The organism is Acidobacteriota bacterium (genome assembly GCA_009861545.1).
In the GTDB taxonomy this organism is placed as follows: Bacteria; Acidobacteriota; Vicinamibacteria; order Vicinamibacterales; family UBA8438; genus WTFV01.
The window spans coordinates 18,735-34,718 of record VXME01000157.1 but is presented as its reverse complement, the minus strand read 5'-3'; the positions used below and the strand labels follow the sequence as shown (position 1 = coordinate 34,718).

16 protein-coding genes (1 of these 16 cut by a window edge) are annotated in these 15,984 nt (G+C 70.2%); 4 read left to right on the top strand and 12 right to left on the bottom strand.

Features of this window, described 5'->3' with window-relative positions:
* Positions 1-51: 51 nt before the first annotated feature.
* The 5 genes from F4X11_24330 to F4X11_24310 form a co-directional block, all read right to left on the bottom strand.
* Positions 52-621, bottom strand: coding sequence for an HD domain-containing protein (locus tag F4X11_24330; GenBank protein ID MYN68105.1), 570 nt, complete (start codon positions 619-621; stop codon positions 52-54).
* Positions 618-1,964, bottom strand: a complete 1,347-nt coding sequence (locus F4X11_24325) for a dicarboxylate/amino acid:cation symporter (GenBank protein MYN68104.1) — start codon at positions 1,962-1,964, stop codon at positions 618-620. The genes F4X11_24330 and F4X11_24325 overlap by 4 nt, the downstream gene beginning before the upstream one ends.
* 76 nt (positions 1,965-2,040) lie before the next feature.
* On the bottom strand, positions 2,041-3,171 hold the full coding sequence (tsaD, locus tag F4X11_24320; protein ID MYN68103.1) for a tRNA (adenosine(37)-N6)-threonylcarbamoyltransferase complex transferase subunit TsaD: 1,131 nt from the start codon (positions 3,169-3,171) through the stop codon (positions 2,041-2,043).
* Between the two features lie 14 nt (positions 3,172-3,185).
* Entirely contained in the window at positions 3,186-4,232 is a 1,047-nt protein-coding gene (gene mtnA / locus F4X11_24315) for an S-methyl-5-thioribose-1-phosphate isomerase (protein MYN68102.1), read from the bottom strand.
* 69 nt (positions 4,233-4,301) lie between these two features.
* Entirely contained in the window at positions 4,302-5,624 is a 1,323-nt protein-coding gene (locus F4X11_24310; protein MYN68101.1) for a hypothetical protein, read from the bottom strand.
* Positions 5,625-5,724: 100 nt separating this feature from the next.
* On the opposite strand from F4X11_24310, the gene F4X11_24305 reads away from it, so the two are divergent.
* The 4 genes from F4X11_24305 (at position 5,725) to F4X11_24290 (ending at position 7,627) form a co-directional block, all read left to right on the top strand.
* A complete protein-coding gene (locus tag F4X11_24305; protein MYN68100.1) occupies positions 5,725-6,177 on the top strand; it encodes a hypothetical protein in 453 nt (150 codons plus the stop codon).
* An 80-nt stretch (positions 6,178-6,257) separates the two neighbouring features.
* Positions 6,258-6,761 (top strand): DinB family protein, encoded by a 504-nt coding sequence (locus F4X11_24300; protein ID MYN68099.1) that lies wholly within the window; start codon positions 6,258-6,260, stop codon positions 6,759-6,761.
* Between the two features lie 54 nt (positions 6,762-6,815).
* Positions 6,816-7,145: an MGMT family protein gene (locus tag F4X11_24295; protein ID MYN68098.1), complete on the top strand. Its 330-nt coding sequence runs from the start codon at positions 6,816-6,818 to the stop codon at positions 7,143-7,145.
* An 8-nt stretch (positions 7,146-7,153) separates the two neighbouring features.
* Positions 7,154-7,627: a hypothetical protein gene (locus tag F4X11_24290; protein ID MYN68097.1), complete on the top strand. Its 474-nt coding sequence runs from the start codon at positions 7,154-7,156 to the stop codon at positions 7,625-7,627.
* A gap of 4 nt (positions 7,628-7,631) precedes the next feature.
* Here F4X11_24290 and F4X11_24285 read toward each other — a convergent pair whose 3' ends face one another.
* The 7 genes from F4X11_24285 to F4X11_24255 form a co-directional block, all read right to left on the bottom strand.
* Positions 7,632-9,212: an Rne/Rng family ribonuclease gene (locus F4X11_24285; GenBank protein MYN68096.1), complete on the bottom strand. Its 1,581-nt coding sequence runs from the start codon at positions 9,210-9,212 to the stop codon at positions 7,632-7,634.
* A 152-nt stretch (positions 9,213-9,364) separates the two neighbouring features.
* Entirely contained in the window at positions 9,365-10,465 is a 1,101-nt protein-coding gene (rodA, locus tag F4X11_24280) for a rod shape-determining protein RodA (GenBank protein MYN68095.1), read from the bottom strand.
* Positions 10,465-12,435 (bottom strand): penicillin-binding protein 2, encoded by a 1,971-nt coding sequence (gene mrdA, locus F4X11_24275; protein MYN68094.1) that lies wholly within the window; start codon positions 12,433-12,435, stop codon positions 10,465-10,467. The genes rodA and mrdA overlap by 1 nt, the downstream gene beginning before the upstream one ends.
* The gene (mreD, locus tag F4X11_24270) at positions 12,363-12,899 is read right to left on the bottom strand and encodes a rod shape-determining protein MreD (protein ID MYN68093.1); all 537 of its coding nucleotides are present in this window, start codon (positions 12,897-12,899) and stop codon (positions 12,363-12,365) included. Before mreD ends, mrdA begins: the two co-directional genes overlap by 73 nt.
* Positions 12,896-13,732 (bottom strand): rod shape-determining protein MreC, encoded by an 837-nt coding sequence (gene mreC / locus F4X11_24265; protein MYN68092.1) that lies wholly within the window; start codon positions 13,730-13,732, stop codon positions 12,896-12,898. Before mreC ends, mreD begins: the two co-directional genes overlap by 4 nt.
* Positions 13,733-13,828: 96 nt before the next feature.
* The gene (locus F4X11_24260) at positions 13,829-14,839 is read right to left on the bottom strand and encodes a rod shape-determining protein (protein MYN68091.1); all 1,011 of its coding nucleotides are present in this window, start codon (positions 14,837-14,839) and stop codon (positions 13,829-13,831) included.
* Positions 14,840-14,850: 11 nt separating this feature from the next.
* Positions 14,851-15,984, bottom strand: the 3' portion of a protein-coding gene (locus tag F4X11_24255) for a GGDEF domain-containing protein (protein MYN68090.1). The gene runs 21 nt beyond the window's last position; 1,134 of the gene's 1,155 nt are visible here — the last part of the coding sequence; its start codon lies off the right edge, out of view; its stop codon occupies positions 14,851-14,853.

Here is a 15,984-nt window from a genome sequence, read left to right as displayed (position 1 = left end):
GACTATACGGAATGGGCGCCGTGCAGGTTCTGCGGCCGCCCCGCGCCGGGGTCACAGCGAGCCCCGCAGGCCCAGCGCGTCCGCCTCCGCGCGCAGGAAACCGATGACGTTGGCGATGTGCTCGTCGAGAGGCAACCCGAGCTCGTCGGCCCCCAGGCGCAGGTCGTCGCGGCTGACCGCGCGGGCGAACGCCTTGTCCTTCATGCGCTTCTTCACGGAGCGCGCCTCCAGATCGAGGACGCTCTTCGTGGGCCGCACGAGCGCTGCCGCGGTGATGAAGCCGGCCAGCTCGTCGCAGGCGAAGAGCGTGTGCTCCAGCCGCGACTCCCGCGGGACGCCGCTGTAGTCGGCGTGCGAGAGGATGGCGCGGATCATGTACTCCGGCCAGCCCCGCTCGCGCAGGATCTCGCTGCCGCGGAAGGGATGATCCTTCGCATCGGGCCACCGCTCGTAGTCGAAATCGTGAATCAGGCCGACGATGCCCCACGCCTCCTCGTCCTCGCCGAACCGGCGGGCGTAGCCGCGGACCGCGGCTTCGACGGCCAGCGCGTGTTTCCGCAAGCTGTCACCGGCAGTGAACTCGGTCAGCAGCGCCCAGGCATCGGCACGCGTCGGCGTCATGATCCGGCCCCGGCAGATGCACCGCCGGCCGCCGCGCCGGCGAGACCATTGAGGGCGGTCGGGCGCAACTGCCCCTCGCTCGCGGCCACGACCGTCGCGACGGCCGCGTCGCCGGTGATGTTCGTCGCCGTGCGGCACATGTCGAGGATCCGGTCCACGCCGAAGATGAGGGCGATACCGGCCGGGGGCACGCCGATCGCCTCGAGGACGATGACCAGCATCACGATGCCGGCGCTCGGCACCGCGGCGGTCCCGATCGACGCCAGCATCGCGGTGAAGACGATCGTCGCCTGCGCCCCGATATCGAGCGGAATGCCGAGAGTCTGCGCGATGAAGACGGCCGCCACCGACATGTACACGGCGGTGCCGTCCATGTTGATGGTGGCCCCGAGCGGCAGCGCGAACGAGGCGACCTCCTCAGACACCCCCAGGTCGTGCTCGGCCTTTTCCATGGTCACCGGCAGGGTCGCCGCGCTCGACGAGGTGGAGAAGGCCACGAGCTGCGCCGGCACGATGCCGCGCAGGAAACGCACCGGCGTGATGGGCGTGAGGAACTGCAGCAGCATGGGATAGGTCAGGAAGGCGTGGATGGCCAGGCCGAGGAGCACCGTGAAGCTGTAGAGGCCGAGCGCGCCGAGAAGCTGCGCCACGTCGGCCGGGTCGTCGCCCGCCACCGTCGTGATGGTTCCCGCGATCAGCGCGAATACTCCTATCGGTGCGACCTTCAGGATGAGCCCCACGATCGCGATGATGGCGGCGTTGAGGCTCTCGAACAGGTCGAGGAGCGGCTGCGCCCGCGGCCGGGGAATCTGCATGAGCGCCACGCCGAAGAGGAAGGCCACGAAGACAACGCTGAGCATGGCGCGGTTGTTCGTGGCCGCGCCCAGGATGTTCTCGGGCACCATGTCGACGAGCGGCTGCAGCGGTCCGGCGTCCATCGCCTGGTCGATCGCCGCCTGCCGGTCGGCCAGATCTCCCCGATAGGTTTCCTGGAGACTCGCACGGAGGCTCTCCGGTATCGACCCCCCCGGCTGAATGACGTTCACCAGGACGAGACCGATGAGCAGGGCCACCAGGGTGGTAGCCAGATAAACCGCGATCGTCTTGCCCCCGATCCGGGACAGCTTCTGCAGATCGGCCAGGGACGCGACGCCCGTGACGAGCGACGCCAACACCAGGGGAACGGCGATCAGGAGCAGCAGGCGCATGAAGATCGTCCCGAAAGGCGCGATCCAGTCGCCGGTGAACCCGCCCCAGCCGGCGAGCGCCGCGATGATGCCGTAGACGATGCCGAGTCCCAGCGCGATGAGGATCCGCCAGTGTGTCTGCTGATGCCAAGCCATGGCGTCTACTCTACCGCGCCCGGGACGAAACGCGGCAGCGACAGGCGGCCTCTCCGGCCGGATGCGCCGGCTCGCGCTACACGCCGGGCCCGTCGTCCAGCGGCAGCGACGCCTTCGCGTTGAGGTCGAGCGGCGCGGTGACGCCGGCGTGCAGCCGCCGCAACCCCGCCGCGCCGATCATCGCGGCGTTGTCGGTCGCCAGCGCCAGCGACGGCAGAAACAGGGGCAGCCCCGCGCGTGCCGCCCGCGCCGCGGCGTCCGCCCGCAGCCTGGCGTTGGCCGACACCCCGCCGGAGATGCCGACGCTGTGCGCCCCGAAACGGCGCGCCGCGAGGAAAGTCCGGTCGAGCAGCGTCCTCACCACCACCCGCTGGAAGCTGGCGCAGATGCCCGCGGTCTCTTCCTCCGGCAGCCTGCCGTCGCAGGCGAGCGCGGCGCGCCGCCGTTGCACGTGACGTTTGACCGCCGTCTTCAGCCCGCTGAAGCTGAACTCGAGCTGCCGGCCGCTGCGGGTCTCGGCCAGACCGGCCGGCCGGACCATCGCCGGACCGGCGTTGCGGTCGTCGTGGGTCATCCTGGCGAAAGGAAAATCGACGGCGCGGTCGTCGCCGGTGCGCGCGATGCGATCGATGACCGGCCCGCCGGGATAGTCGAGGCCCAGAAGCGAGGCGACCTTGTCGTAGGCCTCGCCGGCGGCGTCGTCGCGCGTACGGCCGATCAGGCGATGCGACAGTCCCTCCGCGCCCGCCGCGGTCGTCAGGTACAGGTTGGTGTGACCTCCCGAGACGACCAGCACCACCGCCGGCAGCGGCATCCGGCCGCCCTCCACCACGAGCGATTCGATGTGCCCGGCCAAGTGCTGCACCGGGACCAGCGGCAGGTCGAGCGATACGGCCAGCGCCTTGGCGAAGGCGACGCCCACCAGCAGCGAGCCGACGAGGCCGGGCCCCTGCGTCACCGCGACGGCGTCGATGTCGGGCCAGTCCGCGCCGGCATCCCCGAGCGCGCGTTCCACCACGCCGCAGATGTCGCGCACGTGCTGCCGGGACGCGAGCTCGGGCACCACGCCGCCCCATTCGCGGTGGATTTCCGCCTGCGAGGCGACCACGTTGGACCGCACGGTCCAGGGCCGCGCCGGGTCGCCGGAGTCCGCCACGACCGCCGCGGCCGTCTCGTCGCACGAGGTCTCGATGGCGAGAACATCCATCGGGTCGACTCGATTCAGGCCCCGACGCAGGCCGCGGCCAGACTCTCGCCGTAGGGCGGACGACAGATGCCGCGCTCCGTGATGATGCCGGCCACGAAACGGTGCGGAGTGACGTCGAAGGCCGGATTCCAGACGCCCGCGCCCTCGGGAGCGACGCGGGAAGATCCGACGTGGGTGACCTCCCGACTGTTCCGTTCCTCTATGGGGATGCCGCCGCCGTCGGCGGTCGCCAAGTCTATCGTCGACGTCGGCGCGGCGACATAGAACGGCACCTCGTGCTCACGGGCGAGCACGGCCACGGTATAGGTGCCTATCTTGTTGGCGACGTCTCCGTTCGCGGCAATGCGGTCGGCGCCGACCACCACCGCGTCGATCGTGCCGCCGCTGAAGAGGGAGCCGGCCATCCCGTCGGTCACGATCGTCGTATCGATGCCGTCCCGCAGCAGCTCCCAGGCGGTCAGCCGGCTGCCCTGCAGGAACGGCCGGGTCTCGTCGGCGTAGACGGCGATCCGCTTGCCCCCCTCCACCGCCGCCCGTATCACCCCGAGCGCGGTTCCGTAGCCGCCGGTCGCCAGCGCGCCGGCGTTGCAGTGCGTCAGCACGCGGCCGTCGTCGGGCAGCAGCGCAGCGCCGTGCGCCCCGAGCGCCCTGCAGCAAGCGACGTCCTCGTCGTGGATGCGCGCGGCTTCGGCCACCAGGATCGCGCTGATCTCCGCCGGCGACCGCCCGGCCCGCGCCGCGGCGGAGAACACCCCCTTCATGCGGTCTATCGCCCAGAAGAGATTCACCGCCGTCGGGCGCGTCGCGGCCATCGTGTCGCACAACCGGTAGAACTCGGCGGCCAGCGCCGCGCTCCCTTTCGCCCGGCTCTTCGTCACGCCGAGCGCCAGCCCCATCGCCGCGGCGACGCCGATCGCGGGCGCCCCCCGGATCACCATCTTCTCGATGGCGCGAGCCACCTCGCGGGCCGTGCGGAGCTCCACGTAGACCTCCCGGCCGGGCAGCTTGCGCTGGTCGACCATGACGACGCGGTCGTCCTTCCACGCAACGGTCGGCAACATCGAGGGGAATCATACAACCCGGTCGTCGGCGCCCGGCCGCCCCGACGCGACGCCGCCGGGGGGTGTGCGCTAGAGCAGGACGGCCGCCACCGAAGCGTTGATCAGCGTCGCCATGAAGCCGGCGAGGAGCGCGCGGGCGCTGAGTCGCGCCAGATCGCCGCGGCGCTCGGGCGCCATGCTGCCGATCCCGCCCAGCACGATGCCGATCGAGCCGAAGTTGGCGAAGCCGGTGAGCGCGAAGGCGGAAAGCGACCGCGCGCGGTCGCTGATCGAGTCCGCGTACTCGCCGCTCAGCTTGAGGTAGGCGACGAACTCGTTCGTGACGAGCTTCGTGCCGAGCAGATCCGCAACCGCCGGCACGTCGCCGGCCGGCGTCCCGATGAGCGCGGCGACCGGCGCAAAGACCACCGCGAAGATGCCGGCCATCGACAGGCCCGGCCGCAGGAAGCCCAGCAGGTAGTCGAACATGGCGATGAACGCCAGGAACGCGATCAGCATCGCCGTCACGTTGAAGGCAAGTTGCATACCGCTCGACGCGCCGGCGGCCGCTGCATCGACCACGTTGACGTGCTCCCGCGCCGGATTGACGACCACCCGGCCGGCGGTCACCGGCTCGCCGGTCTCCGGTAGCAGTATCTTGGCCAGATACAGGCCGCAGGGCGCCGCCATGACGCTCGTCGTCAGCATCGCCACCGGATCGGCGCCCAGGTTGACGTAGATGGCGAACATGCTGCCGGCGATGGTCGCCAGGCCGCCCGTCATCAACGCGAGCAGCTCCGACTGCGTCATCCGCGCGATGTACGGGCGGACGATGATCGGCGCCTCCGTTTGCCCCATGAAAACGTTGGCCGCCGCCGACAGCGTCTCCGCCCCGCTGGTGCCCATCAGCGGCATCATCACGCGCGCCAGCAGCCGCACGGCCGCCTGCAGGACGCCCAGGTGGTAGAGCACGGTGAAGACCGACGACGCGAAGATGATGATTGGAAACGCGGAGAAGGCGAGCACGAGGCCGTTGGGGAACCGCTCCCCCATCGCCACCGGATCGGCAAGAACCCCGAAGACGAACTGCGCCCCGACGCTGGTGAACTCCAGGAAGCGCGTGACGACGGCGGCCAGCGCGGAGAACAGGGCGTAGCCCGGCCGGACGCCGCCGACCGCGAGCTTCAGTATCGCCACGGCCAGGAACACCTGCAGACCGATTCCCCAGGCGACGGTGCGCCAGCGGATGGCGGCCACGTTCGCCGAGCAGGCGATGGCAGTGAGGATGAACGCCGCCATGCCCATCAGCGCCCGCAGGCGTCCCGGCAGCAGCTCCTGAAACGCGAACGCCGCCAACGCCAGCAGGACGGCGGTCGTGGCCGCCGCGGCGCGAATCCGCCGGGCATCGTGCATACTCTCCACGCGTCCTCCTCTTCCGCCCGCGCGACAAGCCTACCCGAGACGGCTGCTATACTCGCGAGCCTCCAGCGGCGCGCCCCGCGACGGGAATCCCGTGACCGATGCAGTACTCTCGTTCGCCGTCGTCTTTCTCGCCTTCGGGACGACCGCCGCGTGGCTGTCGCTCGGCGCCCGGCGCGCGGATCCGACCAGTGGACAACGGCTCGTAGCCGAGTTGCGGCTCGCCCAGTTCGCGGCGCTGCTGCTGGCGCTGGCCGCCGCCGTCCCCATCGGCTTCGCCCTCGGGCACGACGACGTCCCCGGCGCCGGCCTCGTCGTGGCCATCGCCGCCGGCTGCTTCGCGGTGGCGGCCCTGGTCACCACGTGGGAACCGGTTCGCGCGCTGACGGCGCTGGCCGCCGCCTGGGGCGCGCACGCGGCAGCCGGCCTTGCGCATGGCGCCGGGCTGCTCCCGCCGGAGATGGTCCCGCACTGGTACCCGGCAGCCTCTGCGACGTACGACTTGCTCATCGCCGCGCTCTGCTACCTGCCGGTCCTCCGACGCTGAAACGGAACACGGATTCGGGATGGACGCGGGCAGCCCGGCACGGCGCTCCCCCCTCCATCGCCGGCTGCTAAGCTGTGCGCATGACTCGCACCATCGAATCCACGTTCATCGAGTCTGCCCGCACGCGCCTCTGCATCCACCTGACGGGGCAGATTCGCACCTGCCTGGACGCGCTGAAGGTAGAGCAGATCTGGTGGCGCCCCAACGAATCGTCGAACGCCATCGGCAACCTCGTCCTGCACTGCGTCGGATCGACCCGCTTCTACATCGGACACGTCGTCGGGAAACGCGAGTTCGTACGGGATCGGGCCGCCGAGTTCGCGGAGCGGCGCGAGCTGCCGGCCGCGGAGCTGCGGGCCAGACTCGACATGGCCATCGAGGAGGCCGACGAGGTGCTGGCGCAGGTCGATCCGGCCGACCTGATCGCCACGACCGAGCGGACGCCGAAACCCATGACGCTGCTCGAAGCCATCAGCCTGCAGTTGACGCACTACGCTCTCCACGCCGGGCAGATTGCGTACGCCACGAAGCTGATGGACGCCCATGCCATCCACGAGATCTGGCGGACGACACCGGGACACTGAGCGCTGCAGGATCTCCTTCTCGGAACGACCGGACCGGCGGATCGGCTGGACGGCGTGAACAGCGACACCAGGCGACCGGCGACGCCGTTCGCGCGGCGTGTGCTGGCCATAGTGCGCCGCATCCCGCCCGGGCGCGTCGCGACGTACGGGGATGTCGCCGCCCTGGCGGGGCGGCCGCTCGCCTCCCGCGCGGTGGGCAACGTCATGCGGAGATGCACGCGACCCGGGGTGCCGTGCCACCGTGTCGTCGGCGCCGGCGGGCGGCTGGGCGGCTACGGCGATCGCGCCGTCAAGCGGGGCCTGCTCGTTGCGGAAGGGATCCGCGTGACCGGGGACCGGCTGCACCGTTTCGCCGCGGTGCGCTGGCAGGGCCCGATGCTATGATTTCAGTCATGAATCAGCCGTCCATGAAGGGGTCGTACCGCTTGCGCGCGTTGGCCGCCGCGCTCCTCTTCGTCGCCGGCAGCTCGCTGCCGGGAGCTTCCGGGCAGCTCCCGGGGAGCGTCAGCGTCCCGCCCGGGGAGCTGGCGCTCGGCACGATCGAGTTGCCCCGGCGCGTGCTGGCGAACGGTCAGGCCTTGTCGCCCGGCGCCTACAGCGTGCATCTGACGAGCCTGACGGCGAGCCCGGAAGCCACCGGGGCGCTCGCGGAGCTCGAACGCTGGGTGGAGTTCCGGCAGGGCGACGCGGTCATGGGACGCGAGCTGGCCTCCATCGTCCCCGCGGCGGAGATCGGCGACGTCGCCGGGGCCGCCCCGCCGGCGAACGGCAGTGCGCGCGTCGAAGTTCTGCGCGGGAACGACTACGTGCGCGTCTGGATCAACCGGGACGGCACGCACTATCTGATTCACCTCGCCGCGGGTTGACCGTTCAGGTAGCCATCACGTCGAACTGCTCGTGGTGCAGCCGGACGTCCGGCTGCACGGTGACCCCGCGTCCGAGCACGCGCTCGAGGTCCCGTAGCACCCCGCGCTGCTCCTGCTCGAGGACCCGCGCGATGTCGGGATTGACCCGCAACTGCACGGCGTGCCCGTTGAGCTCGGGGCCAATCTTGCGCACCTCCGACAGCAGGTCGTAACAGATCGTCGACGACGACTTGATGACCGCGCTGCCGGAACAGTACGGGCACGGGTCGGTCAACTGCCGCTCCAGGCTCTTGCGGACGCGCTTTCGGGTCAGGATGATCAGGCCGAAGTCGGACACCTGGATGGTCTTCGACGGCGCCCGGTCGCGCCGGAGCTCTCGCTCGAACGCCTGTGCGACCTTCTGGCGGTTCTTGCGATCATCCATATCGATGAAGTCGGCCACGATGATGCCGCCGAGATCCCGCAGCCGGACTTGCCGGACGATCTCCTTGGCCGCTTCCAGGTTGGTCTTGACGATGGTGTCCTCGAGACCGCCGCTGCGCTTGCCGACGTAGCGCCCGGTGTTGACGTCGATCGCGACGAGGGCCTCCGTCTGGTTGATCACGATGTAACCGCCCGACTTGAGCCACACCTTGCTCCGGATCGCCTTGTCGATCTCGGCCTGCACGCCGTATTCCTCGAAGATCGGAAACTCCTTCGCGTAGTGCCGCACGCGCTCCACCATGCCCGGCATGATGCGCTCGACCAACCGCAGGACGCGTGCATGCTCGTCGCGGTCGTCGATCCGGATCGCCGAAAAATCGTCGTTCAGGAAGTCGCGGATGAGCTTCGCGACGAGGCTCTCCTCGTGATGAATGACCGCGGGCGCCCGCAACGACTCCATGTTGCCGCGCATCTCGGACCAGAGCTCGTGGAAGTACCGCAAGTCGCCTTCGATATCCTCCTTGGGGCGCCTGGCCGCGGCCGTACGGATGATGATCCCGCCGGTGAAACCGTGCTCGTCGCGAAACTGTCGCACGATGCCGCGCAGGCGGCTGCGCTCCTCGCGCGAGTCGATCTTGCGCGACACGCCGATGTTGTCGGCGGTCGGCATGAACACCAGGAAGCGCCCGGGGATGCTGGCGTGGGAGGTGACCCGCGCGCCCTTGGTGCCGAGCGGCTCCTTGACCACCTGCACCAGGATCTCCTGCCCGGCCTTCAGCAGATCCTCGATCTGCTGCGTCGGCCTCTGCGCGGAGCGCTGGGGCGACCGGCTCCGACCGTTGCCGCGCGGGCGTGCGGCGTCGCCGTTGGCCTCGCCGCCGTCCGCGGGCGAGTCGTCGCCGTCACCCGACTCCAGACGCTCGAACTCCTCGATGGTGTCGACGACGTCGGAGACGTACAGGAAGGCGTCGCGCTCGAGACCGATGTCGACGAAGGCCGACTGCATCCCGGGCAGGACCTTGTTCACACGCCCCTTGTAGATGTTGCCGGCGACGCCGCGCTGGTGCTCGCGTTCGATGTGGATCTCGGCCACCTGGTCGTCCTCGAGAATGGCCGCCATCGTCTCGTGGCGGTTCGAGGAGACGATCAATTCCTTGTTCATGCGTAACGATCTCCCGCCGGTCCGGGCTCGCAGCGCTCCAGGCGCGCGCACGTCGCGCGCGTGCGCGATCGCACGGCGGCGCGCCCGCCGGTCGGGCCGCCATCCGGACGCCTTCGCAACGCCTCGCGCCGCTGCCCTTCCGGACCATGATCTCAGTTTCTGAATCGGCGCATCCGGACGTTCAGGATGAGCCCGAATCCCATCAGTGTCGCGATGATCGACGAGCCTCCGAAGCTCATCAACGGCAGGGTCAGTCCCTTGACCGGCGCCAGCCCCACCGACATCGTGATGTTGTATACGACCTGAAACGTGAACCCGGCGGCGACGCCGGCGACCAGGTACATGCCGGTACTGTCCCGCGCGACCCGCGCCGCATCGAGCGAACGCAGGATGACGAACAGATACAGGGCCAGCGCGACCGATACGCCGACGAACCCGTGCTCCTCCGCCAGCACCGAGAAGATGAAGTCGTTGTGCGCGACCGGCAGGAAGTTGTACTGGTTCTGCGTGCCCTGCAGGAACCCGCGTCCCGTCATCCCTCCCGAGCCGACCGTGATGCGCGCCTGCCGCTGCTGGTAACCGGCGCCCTGCGGATCCTGCTCCGGGTCCAGGAAGCTGGAGATGCGACGCTGCTGATACTCCTCTAGCCCGTAGGCCCAGACGAGAGGCGTCGCGAGCACGCCGAGCAGAGCCACGACCGCGAGGACCCGGATTCGCAGGCCCGCGAACACCATGACGGTCAGGCAGACCGGCAACAGGATGACCGCGGTCCCGAGATCCGGCTGCCGCGCGATCAGCACGAAAGGCAGGGCCACGACCGCGCCGCCCACGATCCAGTCGCGCAACGCGCGCCGGGCCGGGCTGTTCCGGGTGTAAACCGAAGCCAGAACGAGGGCCAGAACGAGGCGCGCGAGCTCCGACGGCTGGCCGGAGAGCGAACCGATGCCGACCCAGCGCCGGGCGCCGCCCTGCTCGGTACCCACGAACAGCGTGAGGACCAGGACGGCCACGAGACCGGCGTAGATGAACAGGGAACGATCCGCCAGGGTGCGGTAGTCGACCACCAGGCAGCCGACGAGCGCGACCGCGCCAATCGCAAGCGCCACCAGGTGACGATAGAACTCGGCGCCGACGCTGCCGCTGGCGGGGTCGTAAGTGGCGCTGAACACCATCGTCGCGCCGATGGCGCAGAGTATCCCGATTGCGCCCAGCAACGCCCAGTCGATGTAGACGGCCAGGCGATGCTCGAACATCACTGGCCTCCGCCCGCGGCCTCCGGCTGCGCCGCGTCCGCCACGGTCGTCACGGGATGACTCGCCGGCAGCGGAGAAGCGGGCAGCGGAAGCCCCTCCTCCTTGGCGAAGAAGGTCTCGATCACGTGGCGGGCAATCGGGGCGGCCAGATAGCCGTGCTCTCCGTGCTCGGCGAAGACCACGCCGGCGATGCGGGCGTCGTCGCGCGGAGCGGCGAAGACGAACCACCCGTGGTCCCGCAAGTCCGCCTCGGAATCCGTCGCGGCCCTGCGGCCGGACAGCGACACGACCTGCGCGGTACCGGTCTTGCCGATCACGTCGCGTCCCGGCAGGCGCGCGCGCCGCGCTGTTCCCACGCCGTTGACCGCCGTCCAGAGTCCGCGCCGCACCGTGGCGAGGGTCTCCGGCGCAAGCTGCAGACCCGCCCCCGCGCGGACCTCCTCCACCGCACCCCGACCGGGGAACGCCGGCCGGAGCACCCGCGGCGTCGGGACCTGCCCGTCGTTCGCCACCGCCGCCATCATCACGGCCATCGACAGCGGCGTCACGGACACCTGGCCCTGTCCGATGGCGACCGAGATCGTCTCGCCGGCATACCAGCGCTCGCCGTGCGTGGCGCGCTTCCACTCCCGGGACGGCACCAGTCCCTGCACCTCGTGCGGCAGGTCGATGCCGCTCATGCTCCCCAGGCCGAGCGCGGTGGCCCACTTGTGAATCAGATCGATGCCGAGCGACTGCCCCAGCCGGTAGAAGTAGGTGTTGCACGACTGCGCCAGCGCCCGCGCCATGTCGACGCTGCCGTGCGTGGAGTGGCACGCGAAGAACCGGCCGTAGAAGACGCCGCCGCCGCGGCACACGATCTCGTCGTGCGGATCCACCACCCCCTCTTCAAGGGCCGCTATCGCCATGACGATCTTGAACGTCGAGCCGGGCGAATAGCGACCCCGCAGGGCCCGGTTCTGCAGTGGATTGAGCGGATCCGCGAGCAACTCGCCCCAGGCGGCGGCGTCGATTCCGGAAGCGAAGTCGTTCGGGTCGTAAGCCGGCCGGCTCACCAGGGCCAGCACCTCGCCCGAGCGCGGATCGAGCACGACGGCGGCGCCGTCGAACCCGGCCGCCTGGAACCCTTCCTCGGCAGCCCGCTGGAGGTCGTAGTCGATCGTCAGCTCCAGGGGCGCACCCTCGATCGGCGCGACCTCGCGAACCGTCTCGATCTCCCGGCCAACGCTGTTCACGACGACGTGGCGCGCGCCGTCGGTCCCCATGAGCCGATCGTTGTAGGCGTGTTCGATGCCTGCGTGGCCGACGATCGCGCCGCTGCGCAGCCCCTCGAACTGGGGCAGCGAAAGTTGCACGTCGGTGACCTCTCCGACGTAACCCAGCGCATGCGCGCCGAACGTCGCACCCGGATAATGGCGCGTGGGAACCTGCTCGACGACGAGCCCCGGCAGCTCCGGCTTGCGGGCTGCTACGGCAGCCACCTGGGACAGCGGGGCGTCCCTGATGACGACTACCGGACGCGATGCGGATGCGGGCGGTTGACGCTCGACGATGCCGGCGATCGCCGCTTCATCGGCGCCGGTGGTGCGCGCCAGCCGGGCAATCCAGGCGTCGACGTCCTCGACCTGCTCACGCACCAACGAGATGTTCAGCGAGTGACGGTTTTCCACCAGCACCTCGCCGTCGCGGTCCAGGACCGCGCCGCGCGGCGCACGCAGCAACAGCCGGCGCTGGTGGTTGTTCTCCGCCATCGCCAGGAACCGTTCGTGCTGGCTGATCTGGACGTGCCAGAAACTGACGAGGAGCGCGGCGAAGATCACGACGACGGCGTGCTGGAGCAACCCCAGCAGCGATCGAGCTCTGAGCGCGTCGCGCGACGGCGGCGGCGGGATGCTCATCATGGCGCGTACCGACTCCGCCAGCGTTCGGCGGCCGGCCCCGGACGCCGGCGCTGCGCGGGTCTCTGCCATCGGCGCACGGGTCCCACGGCGCCGATGACGATGCTCGCCGCCACCGCATTCGCGACTGCCTGAGCCGCCACCTCCGTCCACCCGCCGATCAGGGTCGCCGTGGGGATCAAGGCATAGGCCCCGAAGAAGCAACCGGCGTGGAGCAGGGTCGCGCCCGCCGCCACGAGGCTCCGCTGCCAGGTGGTCGTCACGAGCAGTTTCTCACCCGCCAGCCCCACCGCAACGCCGGCCACGCACTTGCACAGGCCGCTCACGCCGACGATTCCGCCCGACAGCACGTCCTGCGCGAGCCCTGTCGCGGTTCCGGTCCACAGCCCGGCCAGCGGTCCACCGGACAGCGCGGCCAGGACCACGACCACCAGCGGCAGATCCAGGTTGACGACGGTGCCGCTGACCGACCAGGCCAGTGTGGTCTGCACCGTCACCGCCGCCGCAGCGGCGATCGCTACCTGCGCGGGGCTCATCGGACATCGCCGGCGGCCGCGAGCCGCTCGTCGTGGGTGACGATCAGGACATGCTCCATGCGGTCGAACTCCATTGCCGGCTCGACGTCGATCGTCTTGTACAGGCTGGGGCCGCGCCGCACCGAGGTGACCGTCCCCAAAGTGAGTCCGTGCGGATAGATGCCGTCGGCCCCGGACGTGACGATGGCGTCCCCCACCTGCACATCCTCGAGGTTCGATACGTACTCCATGCGCAGGGACACGCCGTCGCCGGTCCCGACGACCACGCCCGGCACGCGCGTCCGCTCGATGAGCGCGCCGGCTGCGGCGTTCCGATCGATGATCAGTTGCACCCTGGCCGCCCGCATTCCGGGCGTGCCCACCACCCGTCCCACGACGCCGCCGGGGGCGATCACCGCCAACTCGGCCTCCACTCCGTCACGGAGGCCGCGGTCGACCGTAATCGTTCGGAACCAGGGCGTCGCGTCGATGCCGATGACGCGGGCGCTGAGCGTCATCAGCTCGACCGTCCGGTCGAGCTCGAGCAGTCGCTCGAGGCTGTGGGCCTGCTGAACCAGGGCGTCCTGCGCCTGCAGGCGCAACCGGAGCCTCGCGACCTGCTCCTGCAGCTCGATCTTCTCCTCGTGCGCGCCCCGCAGCGAGACGTAGCCGTCCCACAGGTCACGTCCGGAGGCCACCGTGGAGCTCACCAGCCGCTGCGCCTCGGACAGCAGGCCGAAGGTGACGGCGTGCAGGACACTCGTACCGGGAGAGGTATCCACCTGCACCGAGATGACGACGAGGTGCGCCACGAGCACGCCCAGCACCAGGTAGCCGGCACGTTGTCTCTTCATGCTGCACGTACCCCGATCCCGGGCAACCGGACAGCGCCGTCCGCGCGCAGCGTCCGACTGCCGGCTTCGCCCGCAAGCATGCGAACTGTCGGGCAATCAGTCAATCGCAATCCTGCGCAGCAGCGTGAAGTCCGCGAGCATCTTGCCCGTCCCGAGCACCACCGAGTGCAACGGATCCTCGGCAATCGCGACCGGCACGCCGGTCTCTTCCCGCAACCGCTTGTCCATGTTCTTCATCAGGGCCCCGCCACCCGTGATGACGATGCCGCGCTCGAAGATGTCGGCCGACAGTTCCGGCGGCGTCTGCTCCAGCGCAACGCGCACCGCGTCGACGATAACGGAAACCGTGTCGGCGAGCGCCTCCCGAATCTCCCCGTCGGTCACGATAGCAGTCTTGGGTACGCCCTCGATCAGATGGCGGCCCCGGATCTCGATCTTCAACGACTCGTCGAGCTCGGCGGCGGACCCGAGCTTCGTCTTGATCTCCTCGGCGGTCCGCTCCCCGATGAGCAGATTATGGGCCTTCTTGATGTACTGGGTGATCGCGTCGTCCATCTCGTTGCCGGCCACGCGCACGGCCCGGCTGTAGACGATGCCGGCCAGCGAGATGACCGCGATGTCCGTCGTGCCGCCGCCGATGTCGACGATCATGTTGCCGAACGGCTCCGTGATGGGCATTCCGGCGCCGATCGCGGCGGCCATCGCCTCCTCGACCAGGTGCACCTCGCTGGCCTTGGCCCGGTAGGCGCTGTCCTTCACCGCCCGCTTCTCCACCTGGGTGACCTCGGACGGAATGCCGATGATAATCCGCGGACGTACCCACACGGTCCGGTTGTGGGCCTTCTTGATGAAGTACGTCAGCATCTTCTCGGTGGCGTCGAAGTCGGCGATGACCCCGTCCTTCATCGGCTTGATGGCCGTGATGTTCCCCGGCGTCCGCCCCACCATGTCCCGGGCCTCGAGCCCGACCGCCTCGATCTGTCCGCTGACGTGATTCACCGCGACGATGGAAGGCTCGTTGATGACGATGCCCTGCCCACGCGCGTAGACGCACGTATTCGCGGTTCCGAGATCGATGGCGAGATCGCTCGACAGAAAAGAGAGCATCGACCGCAGGCTCACTTCGCCCGCTCCACGTCCACGCAGCCGACGGGCCGCATTCCGGTACGGTTTCCCCCGGCCGCCTTCATGTCGTACAAGGCCCTGTCCGCCAGATCCAGAAGCCCGGTTCCGGACATGGCCGCGCCGTTCGTCGTCGCCGCTCCCACCGAGGCCGTCAGCCGGACGGCGCGCCCCGCCCGCCGCAGGAATACATGGCCCGCAATGCGTGCACGCAGGCGCTCGCCGGCCGCGACCGCGCCTTCCGCGCGAGTCTCCGGGAGCACGAGGGCGAACTCGTCGCCACCGCAGCGGGCAACGGCGTCGGTCTCCCGCAGGCCGTCGCGGAGCAGCGCGGCCACCTCGATGAGCACACGGCTGCCGCACAAGTGACCATGTTCGTCGTTGACCTTCTTGAAACCGTCGAGGTCGATGACGAGCACGGACAGCGGCCGAGCGGTGAGAGACGCACGCGCCGACTCCCTGCGAAGCGTATCAGTTAGTGCCCGCACGTTAAAGAGGCCCGTCAGATCATCCGTGCCGGCAAGTCGCTCGGCCTGCTCGAGTCGGCGGGCGTCGTCGAGTGCGAACGCAGCCGGTTCGAGCACCAGCCGCAACGCGCGCCGGAGTGCGCCGGGCAGGCGGGGCGCCCTCGAAGCCACCCCACTGTCCAGACCCACGAGCGCGGCCACGGTACGCGCACGGCACGCGAGCGGAAGCGCCACCGCCGCCGCCGCCGGTCCATGCGGCACGCGAGCGTCCCGGCTGAGATCGGCCGAGCTCGCAACGCGCGATCGCCGCAGCACCCACGAGCCGAGGGCCCGGACCGCCGGCGCCTCCCGGGGGCCCAGCCCGCGCCCGGCCAGCACGACCGGCGCCCCCCCCGCCTGCGGACCCACCACGGCCCAGCACGGCGCAGGCAGCCAGGCGTCAGCGCGCGCGGTCACCACGTCGGCGACGCGGCTCGGGTCCGGAGCCGCGCCGGCCGCCCGCATCAACTCGACGACGGTGGTCGCGCGACCCAGACGACGGACCAGAAGCGGCGCGGGGGGGGGGGGGGGGGGCGCGGCCCGGCGGGCGCGGGGGGGGGCGCTGGGGGGGGGGGGGGGGGGCGGGGGCGGGGCGGGGAGGGGCGGGGGGGGCCGCCCGGGGCC

Coding starts and splice junctions, on each gene's coding strand:
- F4X11_24285 (MYN68096.1), bottom strand. CDS start 9,212: ATGAACAAGGAATTGATCGTCTCCTCGAACCGCCACGAGACGATGGCG.
- mtnA (MYN68102.1), bottom strand. CDS start 4,232: ATGTTGCCGACCGTTGCGTGGAAGGACGACCGCGTCGTCATGGTCGAC.
- mreC (MYN68092.1), bottom strand. CDS start 13,732: ATGAAGAGACAACGTGCCGGCTACCTGGTGCTGGGCGTGCTCGTGGCG.
- mreD (MYN68093.1), bottom strand. CDS start 12,899: ATGAGCCCCGCGCAGGTAGCGATCGCCGCTGCGGCGGCGGTGACGGTG.
- F4X11_24325 (MYN68104.1), bottom strand. CDS start 1,964: ATGGCTTGGCATCAGCAGACACACTGGCGGATCCTCATCGCGCTGGGA.
- rodA (MYN68095.1), bottom strand. CDS start 10,465: ATGTTCGAGCATCGCCTGGCCGTCTACATCGACTGGGCGTTGCTGGGC.
- mrdA (MYN68094.1), bottom strand. CDS start 12,435: ATGGCAGAGACCCGCGCAGCGCCGGCGTCCGGGGCCGGCCGCCGAACG.
- F4X11_24330 (MYN68105.1), bottom strand. CDS start 621: ATGACGCCGACGCGTGCCGATGCCTGGGCGCTGCTGACCGAGTTCACT.
- tsaD (MYN68103.1), bottom strand. CDS start 3,171: ATGGATGTTCTCGCCATCGAGACCTCGTGCGACGAGACGGCCGCGGCG.
- F4X11_24290 (MYN68097.1), top strand. CDS start 7,154: ATGAATCAGCCGTCCATGAAGGGGTCGTACCGCTTGCGCGCGTTGGCC.
- F4X11_24260 (MYN68091.1), bottom strand. CDS start 14,839: ATGCTCTCTTTTCTGTCGAGCGATCTCGCCATCGATCTCGGAACCGCG.
- F4X11_24300 (MYN68099.1), top strand. CDS start 6,258: ATGACTCGCACCATCGAATCCACGTTCATCGAGTCTGCCCGCACGCGC.
- F4X11_24310 (MYN68101.1), bottom strand. CDS start 5,624: ATGCACGATGCCCGGCGGATTCGCGCCGCGGCGGCCACGACCGCCGTC.